General features: G+C 58.4%; 11 protein-coding genes. 4 read left to right on the top strand and 7 right to left on the bottom strand.

Going from position 1 to position 14,791, the window contains the following annotated elements; all coding sequences use genetic code 11:
* Positions 1-149: 149 nt before the first annotated feature.
* Together ACYZT6_RS04585 and ACYZT6_RS04590 are read left to right on the top strand one after the other, a co-directional pair.
* Entirely contained in the window at positions 150-1,952 is a 1,803-nt protein-coding gene (locus tag ACYZT6_RS04585; protein WP_462025909.1) for a DUF2599 domain-containing protein, read from the top strand.
* 34 nt (positions 1,953-1,986) lie between these two features.
* Positions 1,987-3,225 (top strand): DUF2599 domain-containing protein, encoded by a 1,239-nt coding sequence (locus ACYZT6_RS04590; RefSeq protein WP_462025910.1) that lies wholly within the window; start codon positions 1,987-1,989, stop codon positions 3,223-3,225.
* Positions 3,226-3,314: 89 nt separating this feature from the next.
* Here the strand turns inward: ACYZT6_RS04590 and ACYZT6_RS04595 are convergent, their stop codons facing one another.
* The 5 genes from ACYZT6_RS04595 to ACYZT6_RS04615 all read right to left on the bottom strand — a co-directional run bounded on the left by ACYZT6_RS04595 (position 3,315) and on the right by ACYZT6_RS04615 (position 8,317).
* Positions 3,315-4,016: an ABC transporter ATP-binding protein gene (locus tag ACYZT6_RS04595; RefSeq protein WP_083374874.1), complete on the bottom strand. Its 702-nt coding sequence runs from the start codon at positions 4,014-4,016 to the stop codon at positions 3,315-3,317.
* Positions 4,017-4,784: a high-affinity branched-chain amino acid ABC transporter ATP-binding protein LivG gene (gene livG / locus ACYZT6_RS04600; RefSeq protein WP_461957529.1), complete on the bottom strand. Its 768-nt coding sequence runs from the start codon at positions 4,782-4,784 to the stop codon at positions 4,017-4,019.
* Positions 4,781-6,037, bottom strand: a complete 1,257-nt coding sequence (locus ACYZT6_RS04605) for a high-affinity branched-chain amino acid ABC transporter permease LivM (protein ID WP_462025911.1) — start codon at positions 6,035-6,037, stop codon at positions 4,781-4,783. The genes livG and ACYZT6_RS04605 overlap by 4 nt, the downstream gene beginning before the upstream one ends.
* Positions 6,034-6,957 carry a high-affinity branched-chain amino acid ABC transporter permease LivH gene (gene livH / locus ACYZT6_RS04610; RefSeq protein ID WP_219096865.1) on the bottom strand — a complete coding sequence of 308 codons (924 nt, stop codon included), beginning with the start codon at positions 6,955-6,957 and terminating at the stop codon, positions 6,034-6,036. The genes ACYZT6_RS04605 and livH overlap by 4 nt, the downstream gene beginning before the upstream one ends.
* Before the next feature lie 232 nt (positions 6,958-7,189).
* Complete coding sequence (locus ACYZT6_RS04615) at positions 7,190-8,317, bottom strand: branched-chain amino acid ABC transporter substrate-binding protein (protein ID WP_462025912.1); 1,128 nt, start codon at positions 8,315-8,317, stop codon at positions 7,190-7,192.
* A gap of 350 nt (positions 8,318-8,667) precedes the next feature.
* Between ACYZT6_RS04615 and ACYZT6_RS04620 the strand changes: the two genes are divergently transcribed.
* Positions 8,668-8,973, top strand: a complete 306-nt coding sequence (locus ACYZT6_RS04620) for a DUF2288 domain-containing protein (protein ID WP_462025913.1) — start codon at positions 8,668-8,670, stop codon at positions 8,971-8,973.
* A gap of 310 nt (positions 8,974-9,283) precedes the next feature.
* Here the strand turns inward: ACYZT6_RS04620 and ACYZT6_RS04625 are convergent, their stop codons facing one another.
* The gene (locus ACYZT6_RS04625; protein ID WP_461980010.1) at positions 9,284-11,485 is read right to left on the bottom strand and encodes a hypothetical protein; all 2,202 of its coding nucleotides are present in this window, start codon (positions 11,483-11,485) and stop codon (positions 9,284-9,286) included.
* 197 nt (positions 11,486-11,682) lie between these two features.
* Here ACYZT6_RS04625 and ACYZT6_RS04630 point away from each other — a divergent pair, with 197 nt between their 5' ends.
* Complete coding sequence (locus ACYZT6_RS04630) at positions 11,683-12,579, top strand: NAD(P)-dependent oxidoreductase (RefSeq protein ID WP_462025914.1); 897 nt, start codon at positions 11,683-11,685, stop codon at positions 12,577-12,579.
* Here ACYZT6_RS04630 and ACYZT6_RS04635 read toward each other — a convergent pair.
* Positions 12,470-14,752, bottom strand: coding sequence for a putative bifunctional diguanylate cyclase/phosphodiesterase (locus tag ACYZT6_RS04635; protein ID WP_462025915.1), 2,283 nt, complete (start codon positions 14,750-14,752; stop codon positions 12,470-12,472). The two genes, ACYZT6_RS04630 and ACYZT6_RS04635, sit on opposite strands and share 110 nt — an antisense overlap.
* Positions 14,753-14,791: the final 39 nt, after the last annotated feature.

The raw sequence follows: 14,791 nt of genomic DNA on the forward strand, positions 1-14,791 counted from the left end.
CAATAAACGGGCTCAAATAACCAGCGACCGTTCGTCGCAATACAGCGCTTACCTGTAACTTCTGACAGTAGCCAACCGCCTGGCGAGGGTGTTCCATAGGTACCTGAACGGCCCAATCTCATGGGTCTCTTCGCCAAGGACGGTGCTTCATGACGGACGAACAAGCAGACTCGGGTTTGCAATTACCGTGGAAGTTGAAGCTTGCAGTTGGCGAGCGCTGCTCTCTTGCCACCGAAAGGCAGACCTTGAGGTCGGCAATGTACGCAGCCGTGCGTCGGTCTTTTGCCTTGGCCTGCACTCTGCCTCTGGTGTTCTGTACAGTTGCCGCCCAGCCGCTGCTCCATCCCCTGGACACGCTCAAGCGCATCAACCACAACTACAACACCCTCAAGGACGCTTGCCAGGAACCCGATACCGGTGCCGCGCGCGGTCACTACTACTGCAGCGGCGTGACCTTGCGCATGGTCAACGACGGGCCCTTCAACCCCTGGGACTACAGCCCCTACGCAATCAAGATCGGCGCGACTTCCTGGTCATGGATCCGCAAGGATCTGAGCACCCAAATCCTCATTCATCCGGCTGGTTTAGTCCTGCGAAATCCAACAGATGCTGCGGCGTTGAACCTGCCGGTCAAGGAGCAGGGCTTCGCCTGCATCTACGCCTTCGATGGCGGTACCGGACCGGAGCGCAAGTGGTATGGCTGCGGCTTTTTCGACAGTCGCGAACCTCCGCGAGCGGCCCAAGGCGTGATGAACAACCGCAACTCCACCGTCGCCTACGGCACCTGCGCGGAAGCCGGGGTGAACACCGCCGAGCAATGGACCCAGAAATACACCGGACTGTTCAAGGGACCGATCCAACAAAGCCAGTGCTCCTGGAACGCGGAAAAACCCGGCGACTGGAACGCCATGATCCAGGTTCACGAGTCCCGGCCGAACACCACCAACAAGGACCCCTTCGCCTTCAGTGGCCAGGTCAACGAGTTCATGTTGAAGAATGCCTCGGCAACCAACGACGGCAGCGAAAACATGAAATACATCGATGCCTTCATCTACAACGTCAACAGTACGCAGAACTTCGCCACCCGCGGTGACCAGGCACCACCGAAACCGGAGGATGGCCTGACCAGCGCGCGCAACTTCCAGAAGAAACTCCAGGCCCAGGGCTACAGCGTGCCGATCCTGCGGCTGGATTTCACCAAGCCGGCGGAGCAGCGTTTCAGCTATGTCGCCGCCGACCAGGCGATAGACCTGACGGTTGCCGGCGGGGCAGAGCCCGCGCCGGTCGTACCCGCGCCCAAGTACATCGCTTCCGCGACCTGGGTCGAGCGTTACGACCCGGGCAGCAAGAAAAACGAATGGTCCCTCAAGGTCACACCCAGCGCCCCGGGCAAGGCGATTCAGGCCAGCGACCAGGACGCCTTGTACAAGGAACTGTCCGAGCTGCGTGGGGCTGATAGCCAGTGGCGCGACAACGAGAAGTCATCGGGCAGCATGCGCCAGCAACTGAGCTGTCTGATCCAGAACTATCCGGCCAAGACCGAATGGAACCTGGAGCCTTTTCGCCCCAATGTCAGTCCCCAGGAAGCGGCCAGGGCAGGTTGCAATCCACTGCCGGTTCCGGCGCCGCAATACATCACCTCTGCTGATTGGACCAAGCGTTACGACCCCGGCACCAGCAAGGATGAATGGACCTTGAGCGTAGTGCCCACGGCGGCGGGTCGAGCCTTGCCCAACGAGCAGGTAGGGGCTCTGTACGACCAACTGCTCGCCCTCAAGGGCGCGGATAGCAACTGGCGTGACAATGAAAAATCAGTTGGCAGCATGCGCCAGCAATTGAGCTGCGTCCTGGCCAATTACCGCAACAAGACGCCCTGGAATCTCGAGCCTTTCAGGCCTGCGTTGTCGGACAGCGAGACTCGGGCCGCAGGTTGCAACCCGGTCCCGCGTTGAAAGTGTGTTTTGGCTAATCAAGGAGATGCAAGCCATGAAAAAACGTCTGAACAGGATCGCTCCAATTGTCATGTTTGCGTTGCTCTTGCAAACGACATGGGCCCAAGCCGAGTCATGCGAAGAGACACTGAAAAAGGTTGAAACGTTGTACAACAAAACAGTCGATAGTTGCCGGGAGGATCCAGCGTCGGACTGTTCGGGATTGATGATCAGGGGTACTCACCGGGCCGACCCGGCAAAGGGGCAGAAATGGGATGTATGGAATCCAAGCCCGAAAGCCAAAGAGCTGGGTACTTTTGCCGTCTCCTATATGCGTGTCGATAGCATCAGCTATGAAGATCCTGGGATGAGCACTCAGAATGGCTACATCATCACTCCGAGAGATCTGATACGCGATCCCGAGACGCCGGTGCATGTCTACTGTGCGTTCCCTAACGACGCCTGGACCGACTTTCGAGATGACCGAGGCTGTGGAAACAACAAAAACACCGCCCAGGCCGAGGCCGTATGCCAGGCCATGGCGCCACCTATCCGTGACGCGAATGCCTGGGTCGCTCATTTCACCCGATTCAACAACGACAGAAAGCAGGACCAGTTGCAGTGCGGCTTCAATATGCGCAATCCCATGAGCAGCAAAGATCGGGTAGACGCCTTTCGCAACTTCATGGGGGCGCGGAAAGTCATCAATAGTCGTGAGTTTCAAACCCAGACAGAGTTACGTCTGGGCAACCCTAAAGACGACGAGCTACCGATCCTGGCGTTTTTTTACAGCGATCAACGTGGTTTGGACGATGCCTTGGCCAATCAGCGTGACTATAAAGCCAGGACTGGCAAGGATCGCAACATCGTCAAGATTGATTTCCCCAGGACCCCGGTCAGCAAGGCGAGTTTCTCGTGCGTCAAAACCTCGTCGCCGCCGACGCAACAATTCTGTGACAAGTACATCGAATCAAGCACTTGGGTACAACGTCCCGATCCGAAACTCGGGCCGAACATCTGGTCGCTCTCTGTGGTGCCTACCGCTTGCGGCCGCGCTATCAAGGATGATCAGACCGACAGAATGTTTGCCGAGCTGTACAACAAGCATAAAGACGATGAGCAATGGCGGCAGTACAGCGTCAATGGCGGATCACTGCGCCGGCAAATGGTTTGTCATCTGGCTGCAACCGTTGACGGCAAGCCAGTCAGGAACAAGGACGAGTGGAATCTTGAGCCGGCGCGCCCTTACGTAGACCAAGCCACGGCTGTAGCGCAGCACTGTAATCCGTACTGAGACTTTTCGGATGCCGATACCCCACGTATCGGCAGATTATTCGCAATAAAAAAACGGCCCGAAGGCCGTTTTTTGTTTACCGCAAAGACTCAACCACCCAGATACGCCTCGCGCACTTTCGGATCAGTCAGCAGTGCTTCACCAGTGCCTGTCATCACCACCCGGCCGTTCTCCAGAACGTACGCACGGTCGGCAATTTTCAGCGCCTGGTTGGCGTTCTGCTCTACCAGGAACACGGTCACGCCATCCTTGCGCAGCTGTTCGATGATGTCGAAGATCTGCTGGATGATGATCGGTGCCAGGCCCAACGATGGCTCGTCGAGCAGCAGCAGTTTGGGTTTGCTCATCAGCGCACGGCCGATGGCGAGCATTTGCTGTTCGCCGCCGGACATGGTGCCGCCGCGTTGGGCAAAGCGTTCTTTCAGGCGTGGGAAAAGTCCGAGAACCTTGTCCATCTGCTCCTGATAATCGCCCTTGTTGGTAAAGAATCCGCCCATGGACAGGTTCTCTTCCACAGTCAGACGGGCAAACACCCGACGACCTTCCGGCACCACCGCAATGCTTTTACGCATGATCTGCGACGAGTCCTGGCCGACGAGCTCTTCACCCATGTAGCGGATGCTGCCGCTATGGGCTTGCGGCGAACCGCAGAGGGTCATCAGCAGGGTCGACTTGCCGGCACCGTTGGCGCCGATCAGGGTCACGATCTCGCCTTGGCGGACTTCGACGTTGACGCTGTGCAGCGCCTGGATCTTGCCGTAGAAGGTGGAAACGTTTTCGAATTGCAGCATTTACGCTTCCCCCAGGTAGGCTTTGATCACTTCAGGATTGTCGCGGATCTGTTCCGGCGTACCGTCGGCCAGAGGCGTGCCCTGGTTGATTACGACGATGTGGTCGGAAATGCTCATGACCAGTTTCATGTCGTGTTCGATCAGCAGCACGGTGACGTTGTGCTCTTCACGCAGCATGCTGATCAGCGCCTTCAGGTCCTCGGTTTCCTTCGGGTTCAGGCCGGCGGCCGGTTCGTCGAGCATGAGGATCCGCGGGCGGGTCATCATGCAGCGGGCGATTTCCAGGCGACGTTGCTGACCGTAGGCCAGGGTGCCGGCCGGACGGTTGGCGAACTGCGTGAGGTTGACCTTGTCCAGCCAGAACTCGGCGAATTCCATGGCCTCGCGTTCGCTTTTGCGGAACGACGGGGTCTTGAACAGGCCGGACAGGAAGTTGGTGTTCAGGTGACGGTGCTGCGCAATCAAGAGGTTCTCGACCGCGGTCATGTCCTTGAACAACCGCACGTTCTGGAAGGTCCGCACCACGCCTTTGAGGGCGATCTTGTGGCCGGGCAGGCCTTCGATCGGCTCGCCGTCCAGCAGGATGCTGCCGCCGCTCGGCTTGTAGAAACCGGTCAGGCAGTTGAACACCGTGGTCTTGCCGGCGCCGTTAGGGCCGATCAACGCAACTACCTGTTTTTCTTTCACGGTCAGGGCTACGCCGTTGACCGCCAGCAAGCCGCCGAAGCGCATGCTCAGATTTTCGACTTTAAGGATCTCGCGGCTCATTTGCGCAGCTCCATGTGAGGACGTTGCATGGGCAGCAGGCCTTGAGGACGCCAGATCATCATCAGCACCATCAAGGCGCCGAACATCAACATGCGGTACTCACTGAATTCACGCATCATTTCCGGCAGCAGGATCATCACCACGGCAGCGAGGATCACGCCCAACTGCGAGCCCATGCCACCCAATACGACGATGGCGAGAATGATCGCCGACTCGATGAAGGTGAACGACTCCGGTGTCACCAGGCCCTGACGGGCAGCGAAAAAGCTGCCGGCAAAACCGGCGAAGCTGGCGCCCAGGGTGAAGGCCGACAACTTGATGACCGTAGGGTTGAGCCCCAGCGCACGGCAGGCGATTTCGTCTTCACGCAACGCTTCCCAGGCACGGCCGATCGGCATGCGCAGCAAACGGTTGATGACGAACAACGCGCCGAGGGCCAGCAACAGCGCAACCAGGTACAGGAAAATCACCTTGTTGATCGAGTTGTAAGCGATGCCGAAGTACTCGTGGAACGTCTGCATGCCTTCGGCCGCTTTGCGTTCGAAGGTCAGGCCGAAGAACGTCGGCTTCTCGATGTTGCTGATGCCGTTCGGGCCGCCGGTGAGATCGGTCAGGTTACGCAGGAACAGACGGATGATTTCACCGAAGCCCAGGGTCACGATCGCCAGGTAGTCACCGCGCAGACGCAGTACCGGGAAGCCGAGCAGGAAGCCGAACGTGGCCGCCATCAGGCCGGCGATCGGCAGGCAGATCCAGAAGCTCAGGCCGTAGTAGTGCGACAGCAGCGCATAACTGTAGGCACCGACGGCATAGAAACCGACGTAACCCAGGTCGAGCAGACCGGCGAGGCCGACCACGATGTTCAGGCCCAGGCCCAGCATCACGTAGATCAGCACCAGGGTGGCAATGTCCACCGCGCCGCGAGAGCCGAAGAACGGCCAGACCAGGGCACCGGCGATCAACGCGATGATGAACCAGCGCTGGGTGCTCGGCAGGGTCAGGAAGTTACTGGCCTTGGCCGGGATCAGCGGCATGTTTGGCGACGAGCGCCAGGCCGAGCTGATCTGCTGATCGAACAGCACACGCAGGAACATCAGCACCGAGCATACAGCGATGGTGATCAGCGTTGCATTGCTGGTGCCATGGACTTCGAGGTTGATGCCGACGATGGTCAGCTTCAGACCCAGTACCGGGTAGGCAACCGCCCACACCAGCAAGGCGCTGAACAACGCCTGTTTAAGATTCCTAGTCATACTTTCTCAACCTCCGGACGGCCCAGCAGGCCGGTTGGCCGGAACAACAACACCAGAACCAGCAGGCCGAACGCCACAACGTCCTTGTACTGGTCGCCGAAGATATCGGCACCGAAGGCTTCCGCGACACCGAGCACCAGCCCGCCGAGCATGGCGCCGGGGATGCTGCCGATACCGCCCAGTACTGCGGCGGTGAAGGCCTTGAGGCCGACGAGGAAACCGGCGTTCGGGTTGATCACGCCGTATTGCATGCTCAACAGCACGGCCGCGATGGCCGCCAGGGCGGCACCGATGACGAAGGTCAGGGCGATGATGTTGTTGGTGTTGATACCCAGCAGGTTGGCCATCTTGATGTCTTCGGCGCAGGCGCGGCAGGCGCGACCCAGGCGAGAGCGGGAGATGAACAGCGTCAGGCCGAGCATGGCGAGCAACGTCACCACGAACACCACGATTTGCATGTAGGAAATCAGCACTTCATGTGCGCCACCTGGCCCGAAGGCAATGTTGCCTGGAATCAGGTTGGGGATGGATTTGTCCTTGGAGTCTTGCGCCAGCAGAACCGTGTTCTGCAGGAAGATCGACATGCCGATGGCGGAAATCAGCGGGATCAGACGGTTGCTGCCGCGCAGGGGGCGGTAGGCGATCCGTTCGATGCTGTAACCGTAGGCACTGGTCACGACGATGGTCGCGAGGAAAGCGGCGGTCATCAACAGCGGAACACTGTCGAGTCCCATCATGGTCAGCCCGGCGATGGCGATGAACGCCACGTAGGAGCCGATCATGTACACCTCGCCGTGGGCGAAGTTGATCATTCCAATGATGCCGTAAACCATCGTATAGCCGATGGCGATCAGGGCATACGTACTGCCAATGGTCAGACCATTAACCAGCTGTTGGAAGAAGTGATAGATGTCAGGCATTACAGCGCTCCTAAAAACCTGATACGCATTTCACTGGTGGAGTCATTTTCCCGCTCGAGCCCCGTGGATCTGCATCCACTTCGAACGCGAGGTTTGCCAGCGAACCGCTGATGACGGTTTTGAGATTTTCAGGTGGGGAGACTGGCGGATCACGCCAGCGCGGCCCAATACGTTCGTAAAACAAAGCCCACGGCACGCCGTGGGCTTTATTGGCAGTCAGTCAGGCAAGGCCTTACTGAGGCTTGGCTTCAGTTTTTGGTTTGCCGAAGTGCCACTCGTAAACCACAAATTTGAAGTCTTTCAGGTCGCCCTTGTCGTCGAAGGCCAAGTCGCCGGTAGGCGTCTTGAAGGTGCCTGCGTGGATGGCAGCAGCCACTTTGGCAGTGTCTTCGGACTTGGCAGCCTTGATGCCGTCGGCAATCACGGTCACAGCCGAGTAGGCCGGGAACACGAACGGACCGCTCGGATCTTCTTTCTTCGCTTTGAACGCGTCAGCCAGGGCGATGTTGGCCGGATCCTGGTCGAAGGATTTCGGCAGGGTTACCAGCAGACCTTCGGAAGCGTCTTTGGCGATCTGCGAAATGGAGTCGTTACCCACGCCTTCCGGACCCATGAACTTGGCTTTCAGGCCTTTTTCCTGGGCTTGACGCAGGATCAGACCCAGCTCCGGGTGGTAGCCGCCGTAGTAGACGAAGTCAACGTTGGCTTGCTTGAGCTTGGCGATCATCGAAGAGAAGTCTTTGTCGCCGGCGTTGATGCCTTCGAACACGGCAACCTTGACGCCTTTGCCTTCCAGTGTGGTTTTAACGGCGGTGGCGATGCCTTCACCGTATTGCTGTTTGTCGTGCAGAACAGCAACGATTTTCGGTTTTACGAAGTCGGCGATGTAGTTACCGGCGGCAGGGCCCTGGGCGCTGTCCAGACCGATGGTGCGGAACACCATTTTGTAACCACGGGCGGTGATGTCCGGGCTGGTGGCAGCCGGGGTGATCATGATCACGCCTTCGTCTTCGTAAATGTCCGAAGCCGGTTGAGTGGAGCTGGAGCACAGGTGACCGACCACGAACTTGACGCCGTCGTTGACGACTTTGTTCGCGACCGCTACCGCTTGTTTTGGATCACAGGCGTCATCGTATTCAACGGCGACCAGTTGCTTGCCGTCTACGCCGCCTTTGGCGTTGATCTGTTCGATGGCCATTTTGGCGCCACTGAACTGCATGTCGCCGTATTGGGCTACAGGACCGGTTTTAGGGCCGGCGATGCCGATCTTGATGGTGTCAGCTGCGAACGAATGGCTGGCAACCCCGGCCAGAACCATAGCGGCAAACAGTTTGGAAATCTGCTTAGTAGCCTTAGTCATAGTGCTCCACTCTTACTGTTGTAGTTTTTATAGTCCTGGCGCCGTAGCAACAGAACCGGGTCAGATATCTTCGATATCCTCCGGAAAATGCCCCCGGCAACTGTACCGGTACAGTGTAGAGCGCCAATTGTTAGCCTGGGAAGCTGGCGCCAGGGGGCAAAACCAGAGGGTGTCGCTTTATTGAAAGAAAAAGACAAAATAGCGGCGGGATGTTAGCTGGCTAATTGCTTGATACAGCTGCATTCCCTGGCTTTCCTGCTCTTTTCTTTCGGTGACTCAATTGCATCCGGGTTTTTCTGCCAGACCACCGACGTTATCATTCGCGTCGATTTCATTTCCGGACAGCGCCCATGAATCAAGAACCTAGCACCCTCTATGCCAAGCTGCTTGGTGAAACCGCATCTATTACGTGGAAGGAGTTGGAGCCCTTCTTCGCCAAGGGTGCCCTATTGTGGGTCGACCCCGGCCTGGATTTGATCGCCGCCGCCGAAGCCGTGGCAACGGATGAAGGCGAGAAAGTGGCTGCCTGGCTGGCCGCCGACACGGTCGCCAAGCTGTCTGAAACACGGGCGCTGGATCTTTTTGAACGTGACCCCGAGTTGTGGGCAGTGGTGGTTTCACCGTGGATTCTGATCCAGGAAAGGGCGACGAGCTGACTATCTGCACCTTCTTGGTGCGTCTGTTCGGCGACCAAAAGTGTGTAGGTGAGTAGCGTGATGGCACGTTGCCGTAGAGAAAGGCCACAGAAGGGTCTTGGCGAGGGTGACGTAAACGTAACGGGAACAGTTTATTGAGCAGCCGATTGGCTGCTTAATTGTTTCTGGATGTTGGAATTTGTGTTGAATGTGAAGCCGTCATCGCTGGCAAGCCAGCTCCCACAGTGTCCGTGTCGAATACAGCATTTGTGATCGACACAAAATCTGTGGGAGCTGGCTTGCCAGCGATCCGCCGCGACGCGGTGTCAGGTCAGACGGTAAACGTCTTGCCAGTATGGTTATTCAACGAAATAACCTTGGTCTTGCCAATCCGGTGACGGTAGATCTCACGCAGGTACTTGATCGCCTTCTTCACGCAATCACGCGACAAACGAATGTCGTTGATCGAGACAAACTTGTCCTTGTCGTTGATCAGCTCGCGGTACTTCTTCTCGTACATCGGCTTGATCGCGTACCAGTTGGTGTCGAGGATCTTCGCCGGGTTCTCGAACTCATTGAGCAAGTCGTCGATCAGGTCTTCGTCGAAGTCTTCATTGATGATGAAGTCCAGGATCGAGTTATCCAGCGTGTCGTCGAAGCGATACGGGTTCTTCGCGAAGCAGCGCTTGATGAACGCCACGATCAGCGTCAGGAAGTCGTCCGACAGGCACGGGCTCTTGGCGATCAGGGTGGTCAACGACAAGTTGGCCGACGCGCCGATCACCAGCGCATAACGCTTGAGCGTGGTGTTCGGGAACAGGCTGTTGAGGTGGGTCTTCAACCGGTTCAGGTCCATGTAGGACAGCTTGTAGTCTTTGGGCAGCGAAACAATCGACACCACCGACGAGCAGTTCTTGAAGAAGTGCAGGTCGTGCAACGCGGCCGCGTCGTAACCGGAATTCTTGTACTGCTCCAGCGAGGCGCGGTAGCGCTTGGACTCGATCGGCAACAGGCTGATGCCTTCGATCGCCTGGGTCACTTTGTTGAAGTGCGGCAGGTCGATGGAGCGGAAGAACAAGTCGTCGATGTTCAGGCGCTGCGGCTCTTTCTCGAACACCTTGAACTTGTCGCTGCTCGGCGGCGGGGTTTCCGGCACCACGGACTCGGCGTAGGCAATCGCCACCGGGCCGGCCAGGCTCATGAACAGGTCGTTGGCGTCGAGGCGAATGGTTTCGCCGATGTCGATGCCGGCACGACGGAAATAGTTCTGGTCGTAGTCAGTCGTGACCGCCTGCGCCGTCAGAATGTTGAAGATCTGCTGCGAGATGTATTGGTTGGCGTGCTTTTCCATCGCGTTGACGTCGATGTTCTGAATGTTGCCGTCATCGCTTTCTTCGGCATAACGCATGATGTCGTTGGAGATCAGCATCATGGCGTTCCATGGGCGGATACGACCCATGACACTGGCTTCGCTGCTGTCTTCGTTGGCGAAGTTGTAGGAGAAGTCCCACTCTTCCGACAGGTATTTGCACAGCAGGCGACCGGCGTTGATGTGCAGCGCCTCGGACATTTCACTGCGGTGATCGGAAATGTTCGGCAGTACGCAAATGCCGCTGGTGAAGATCGGCTCGAAGACGAAGGAGTGACCGCTTTTGCCGTCGTGTTCATCCATCGGCTTGGTGTCGAACGTCTTGTTCATGTACGAGTGCTGCTGGGCCAGGCCGAACTCCGAGGCCATGCCCGAACCGGTACCGCCGCCGGCACTGAAGATCGAGAAATACAGGCGCGACTGGTTGGCCTTGATGCCGCAGCTGTCGATCAGGTACGAGTGAATCATTTTCCAGTCAGGGCTGGAGAAACGCTGGGTGTCCTTGTTCAGGATGATCTTGGCCAGGTACTGGCCTAGGATCGGCGCGTTACCGGCGCCACCGGCGTGGACTTCCGACAAGTCCATGATCTTCATTTTGCTGTAGTCGCGCAGGAAGCCGCTTTTTTCGCCCTTGCGCGAGAAACGAATGCGACCGGCGATGTCTTTGTCCAGGTCACCGAGCATCACCAGCGGCTCGACCAGGAACACCGGTTTGGTGGCTTTGTTTGGCCCCAGGCGCAGGTTGTTGCGGATCCACTGCGCCGGGCTGTAACCCTTTTCGGCGTAGCGCTTGTCCGGCGACAGACGGTCTTCGTTGTTGAATTCGTTGAGGTAAAACTTGCGGGCGTTGTACACCAGCTCCGCGACGTCCAGCGCAATGTTCGATCCGCAACGTCCCAGGCCGATCAGGCACACCGAGGGGAATTCCTGGTCGTTGTGCTGTTCGTTGTCGCCTTCCAGGTGCGGTGGGCGCGGGAACACCATGTCGCGCAGGCCATCGAGGTTATCGAGGATGCGGTCGGTGTTGGTTTCGGTGAAATACAGGTATTGCTGACTGGCCAGCGGACGCGACGGGATCAATGGCTTCGACGATGAGGGGCTGTTCGCTGCGGGGCTCAGTGTCAGATCGGAAACCGTAGTGGCCGGATTATTTTTAGAAGTCATTGGGCGCCATGTACCTGGGCTGGTTAGCTCGGCGACACGGTGTCGTCGAACCTTCACGGAATAGGATCTCGCGACTTTTTTAGCGCGTATTTTGCCCAAGCGTCAGGGTCAAAGCCTGAGCATCGCTCGGGGGAATCCTTTCCTTAGTCATGATGAATCGGCCAATATTCGGCGATCTTTAATCAAAAGAAGGCTAAATGATGTCAACCCTACCTTCGTTGAGTTTTGCCGGAATCGGCCTGATGGGCTTGCCCATGTGCCGCCGCCTGTTGGCGGCGGGGTATCCGCTGACGGTATGGAATCGCAATCCGGCCAAGTGCGCAGCGTTGGTCGAGGCCGGCGCACGGCAAGTGGCGACAGCGGCCGAACTGGGTCAGCACGCCGAAGTGGTAATGGTGTGCCTGGCGGACACGGCGGTGGTGCGCGAGGTGGTTTTCGGCCCGGCCGGCATTGCCGAGGGGGCGAAAAGTGGCCAGTTGCTGGTGGATTTTTCCAGTCTGGAACCTACCGCGACGCGGGACATGGCGTCGGCGCTTGTCAGCCAATGCGGCATGCGCTGGCTCGACGCTCCGGTGTCCGGCGGGGTCGTCGGCGCCGAGGCCGGCAGCCTGGCGATCATGGTTGGCGGCGAAGCGGCAGACCTTGAGCGAGTCCGGCCGGTGCTGCTGAACCTCGGTCAACGGGTGACTCACATGGGCGGAGTCGGTGCCGGGCAGGTGACCAAGGCCTGCAATCAGATGATCGTGGCCTGCAATGCGCTGGTGATTGCTGAAGTGGTGGCGCTGGCCGAGCGCTCCGGGGTTGATGCCAGCCTGATCGCCGACGCGCTGGCGGGAGGGTTCGCCGATTCAAGACCGTTGCAGATCCTCGCTCCGCAAATGGCCGAGAGTCGTTTCGAACCGGTGAAGTGGCACGTGCGCACGCTGCTCAAGGACCTCGACACCGCGGTGAAATTCTCCCGCGAACAGGGTTCGGCCACGCCGATCAGCGGATTGGCCGCACAACTGATGCGCCTGCATGGGGGCCAGGGCTTTTTGGAAAAGGATCCGTCGACGTTAGTGCAGTTGTACCGCACGCCAGGCTCAGAGGACTGACACTGCGTGCGTGTTTGCGCTGATTGATGTCCTCCAGTACCGCATGCAACTCGGCCATAGGCACCGGACGGCTGAGCAGATGGCCCTGAACGAAATCGCAGCCCTGGCGTTCGAGAAAGTCATATTGCTCGGACGTTTCGACGCCCTCGCTGATGACCTGTAAATGCAGGGTGTGGGCCATGATGATAATGGCGTGGACGATCTCCATGTCTTGGGTGGCCTTGGGGACGTCCTGGATGAACGAGCGGTCGATTTTCAGTGTGTTCAGCGGCAAGCGCTTGAGGTAGGCCAGGGATGAATAACCCGTGCCGAAGTCGTCGATCGACAGCGACACACCGAGGGAGCGGATTTGCTTGAGCAGCACCAGGGTGTTGGCGAGGTTGCCCATCAGCGCGTTTTCAGTCACCTCCAGCTCCAGCCGGTGCGGCGCCACCCCGGCGATGCGCAGGGCGTTTTCGATTTCATCGGCCAGATCCTCGCGGGCGAGGTTCAGCGGCGAGCAATTCACGGCGATCTTGAGATCTTCACGGCCCTGACGAGACAGCTCGCCAAGATCCTCGCAGGCCTTGCGCAACACCCAGTTGTCCAGTTCGGCAATCAGGCCGTTGGCCTCGGCAATGGCAATGAATCGATCCGGTGCCAGCAATCCGTGAACCGGGTGTTGCCAGCGAATCAGCGCTTCGAGTTTGGTGACTTGCCCGGTTTTCAGCTCATAGATCGGTTGGTAATAGAGGATCAATCCGTCGTCATTGCGCAAGGCGTGCCGCAGTTCTTCTTCGAGTTGCAGCTCCAGCGTGGCACGGGTTTTCATGTGCGGACTGAAAAATTGCAGCCCGTTGCGCCCGCTGCCCTTGGACTGGTACAGCGCCAGGTCGGCGTTTTTCAGCAGCTCCTCGCAGGTCGTACCATCCTGCGGAAAAACGCTGATGCCGATGCTGGTGGTCATGACCATACTGCGGCCCGCCAGCTCGATGGGCTCTTTCATTTTCAGCATGATGCGCTGGGCCAGGTGCCGCGCTTCTTCACGGTCATTCAGGCCGATGAGGATGCAGAACTCGTCCCCGCCGAAGCGCGAAACCACCTCGTCGTGGCTGCGTACCGAGCTTTTGATATGGCTGGCCAGAACTTTGAGCAATTCGTCGCCAGCGTCATGGCCAAGGCTGTCGTTGATCCGCTTGAAGTGGTCGATATCGAGGAATATCACCGCCAGCATGCCGCCTTCGTTAGTCTTCTCGAGCAGTTTTTCGGAGAAAATCTGGTTGAAGCCACGGCGGTTGATCAGGTTGGTCAGCGCGTCGTAGTGCGCCACCTGTTGCAGCGACAGGCGTGCCTGATCCAGTTGGCCGAGCAGGGTGTTGACCCGCTGCAGGTCGCAATCCTTGTGTTGTAGCTTCTTGTCGGCCAGTGCCGCGCTGATGCTGCTGCCGATGATCAGCAACGTCATCATCGCCACCGTCAATCCCAGTTGCAGGTGGTTGTTGTCGCCAGGCAGCGGCTGGAGGCTATCGATGGGAAGCACCAGGTTGAGCGCTGCCATGCCGGTGAAATGCATGCTGACGATGCCGGCCCCGAGCACCAGGCTGGCGGTGTACTTGAGCAGTTGATGAGCCACGCCGCTGCCTTCGCGCAGGTGACGGGAAATCAGCAGGGCGGCCAGGCTGGCGCCAATCGCGATCACGATGGAGAGGGCGAACAGGCCGGGGTCGTAATAAGCCGTCGCATTCGATTGCATGGCGGCCATCCCTACGTAGTGCATGGTCGCAATACCCAGGCCGATCCACACCGCGGCCCGCAGGGTTTGCCAGAAATTCACATGAGGATGGCTGAGGGTGTGCATCGCCAGCCACGAGGCGGTCAACGCGAATAACAGCGAGATCAGGGTGATGGGCATCTGGTAGTGAATTTCGACCGGCGCCTGGAACGCCAGCATGCTGATGAAGTGCATGGCCCAGATACCGCCCGCCAGACACCCGGCCCCGACCCAGCGCCAGAGACGTTGAGACGCGGGTTTTTCGGCATGGCCGACCCGTTCGGTGATGTCCAGTGTGGCGAAGCCGGTCGCACAGGCGACCACATAAGCCAGCAACACCAGAAAGGGGTTATGGGCGCAATTGAGTATGACCTGGCCGGTCTCTGGCAGTTGGGTCGTGAAATATAAAGCAGGCCACTCCATCGGACGCCCCGTATCTATCCAGCCGACACCATGAACCCT

This window comes from Pseudomonas sp. RT6P73, from assembly GCF_054897715.1.

Bases quoted from the DNA above. Each gene is read 5' to 3' on its own strand.
- ACYZT6_RS04585 (WP_462025909.1), top strand. From the start codon at position 150: ATGACGGACGAACAAGCAGACTCGGGTTTGCAATTACCGTGGAAGTTG.
- ACYZT6_RS04590 (WP_462025910.1), top strand. From the start codon at position 1,987: ATGAAAAAACGTCTGAACAGGATCGCTCCAATTGTCATGTTTGCGTTG.
- ACYZT6_RS04595 (WP_083374874.1), bottom strand. From the start codon at position 4,016: ATGCTGCAATTCGAAAACGTTTCCACCTTCTACGGCAAGATCCAGGCG.
- livG (WP_461957529.1), bottom strand. From the start codon at position 4,784: ATGAGCCGCGAGATCCTTAAAGTCGAAAATCTGAGCATGCGCTTCGGC.
- ACYZT6_RS04605 (WP_462025911.1), bottom strand. From the start codon at position 6,037: ATGACTAGGAATCTTAAACAGGCGTTGTTCAGCGCCTTGCTGGTGTGG.
- livH (WP_219096865.1), bottom strand. From the start codon at position 6,957: ATGCCTGACATCTATCACTTCTTCCAACAGCTGGTTAATGGTCTGACC.
- ACYZT6_RS04615 (WP_462025912.1), bottom strand. From the start codon at position 8,317: ATGACTAAGGCTACTAAGCAGATTTCCAAACTGTTTGCCGCTATGGTT.
- ACYZT6_RS04620 (WP_462025913.1), top strand. From the start codon at position 8,668: ATGAATCAAGAACCTAGCACCCTCTATGCCAAGCTGCTTGGTGAAACC.
- ACYZT6_RS04625 (WP_461980010.1), bottom strand. From the start codon at position 11,485: ATGACTTCTAAAAATAATCCGGCCACTACGGTTTCCGATCTGACACTG.
- ACYZT6_RS04630 (WP_462025914.1), top strand. From the start codon at position 11,683: ATGATGTCAACCCTACCTTCGTTGAGTTTTGCCGGAATCGGCCTGATG.
- ACYZT6_RS04635 (WP_462025915.1), bottom strand. From the start codon at position 14,752: ATGGAGTGGCCTGCTTTATATTTCACGACCCAACTGCCAGAGACCGGC.